The organism is Streptomyces argenteolus (genome assembly GCF_042902585.1).
GTDB classification, from domain to species: domain Bacteria; phylum Actinomycetota; class Actinomycetes; order Streptomycetales; family Streptomycetaceae; genus Streptomyces; species Streptomyces argenteolus.
This window is the reverse complement of record NZ_JBIBEG010000039.1, coordinates 1-1,520: the sequence shown is the minus strand read 5'-3', so window position 1 is coordinate 1,520 and position 1,520 is coordinate 1. Positions and strand designations below refer to the sequence as shown.

Annotated in this window: 1 protein-coding gene; it reads right to left on the bottom strand. The window is 70.1% G+C overall.

Annotated features, from left to right (window positions below):
- Positions 1 to 1,520, bottom strand: a 1,520-nt coding sequence (locus ACFY8O_RS34445; protein WP_387909363.1) for a beta-ketoacyl synthase N-terminal-like domain-containing protein, incomplete at both ends; no start/stop codon positions are given.

The window sequence follows — 1,520 nt, the reverse complement described above, 5'->3', positions numbered from 1 at the left end:
TTGGCCAGCGCCTGACGAATGACTCGCTGCTGCGACGGCCCGTTCGGCGCGGTCAGACCGTTGGACGCGCCGTCCTGATTGACCGCCGAACCACGAACCACCGCCAGCACCTGATGACCATTGCGCCGTGCGTCCGAGAGCCGCTCCAGAAGCAGCACCCCGACGCCCTCGCCCCAGGCCGTGCCGTCCGCCGCCGCGGCGAAGGGCTTGCACAGGCCGTCTGGGGCGAGTCCTCGCTGTTGGCTGAACTCGGTGAAGATACCCGGAGTCGACATCACCGTCACTCCACCGGCGAGCGCCATCGAGCACTCGCCGTGGCGCAGCGCCTGAACCGCCAGGTGCAGCGCCACCAGCGAAGAGGAGCACGCGGTGTCCACCGTCAGAGCGGGACCGGTCAGTCCGAAGCTGTAGGAAATGCGCCCCGAGGCCACACTGCCGGCGGCGCCTGTGAACAGATAGCCCCCGGATTGCTGGGCGTTGGTGGCGTCCGTGCCGTAACCGTGCGGGACGGCGCCGACGAAGACACCGGTCCTGCTGCCGCGCAGCGACTCCGGGTCGAGGCCCGCCCGTTCCACCGCCTCCCAGGAGGCCTCCAGGAGCAGTCGCTGCTGCGGGTCCATGGCGACGGCTTCGCGCGGCGAGATCCCGAAGAAGCCGGCGTCGAACTGCCCGGCGTCGTGCAGGAATCCGCCCTGGTCGACATAGCTGGTCCCCGCCCGCGAGGAGTCCGGGTCGTACAGTGCGTCGAGATCCCATCCACGGTCTTCCGGCAGCCCGGAGATGACATCCTGCCCGTCGAGCAACAGCCGCCACAGGTCTTCCGGGGTGCGTATGTCGCCCGGGAAGCGGCAACTGGTGGCCACGATGGCGATGGGCTCGTCATCTGAGGTGCCGGCTGTCGTACGGGAGCGCGCGGCGGCGGCTTCCGCATCGTCGCCGTCCGAAGTGTCCACGCCGAGTATGCGGTCTCGCAGGTGCTCTGCGAGCCGCAGCGGCGTCGGGTAGTCGAACACGGCCGTCTGCGCGAGGGGCTGCCCGGTCGCGATGCCAAGCCGGTTGCGCAGGTCCACGGCGGTCAGCGAGTCGAATCCTGCCTCGCGGAACGCTCTCCCCACCTCGACCTCATGCGCCGAGGCCCAGCCGAGTACGGCCGCTGCCTGGGTGCACACCTCGTTCAGCACGATGCGCAGGCGCCTGCTGTCGTCGGGCGCGTCGAGCACTTTCTGCCGGAATCCGTCGACCGGCGCGGCGACCGGCGCGGAAGGCAGCTCCACCCGGACGGGCGCACCGGCGGCCGAGGGAGCGAGCCAGTAACGGTCGCGCTGGAAGGCATAGGTAGGCAGATCGACCGGCTCGGTTCCCTCGGCGACCGGGCCGAAGACCGCTGACCAGTCGGGTGTACCGCCGCGTACCCACAACTCCGCCAGCGAGGAGAGGAAGCGTCGGCTGTCTCCCTGATCACGGCGCAGGGTGCCACCCACGAACAGCTCGACGCCCATCGCCTCACCGGTCTCCTCGAC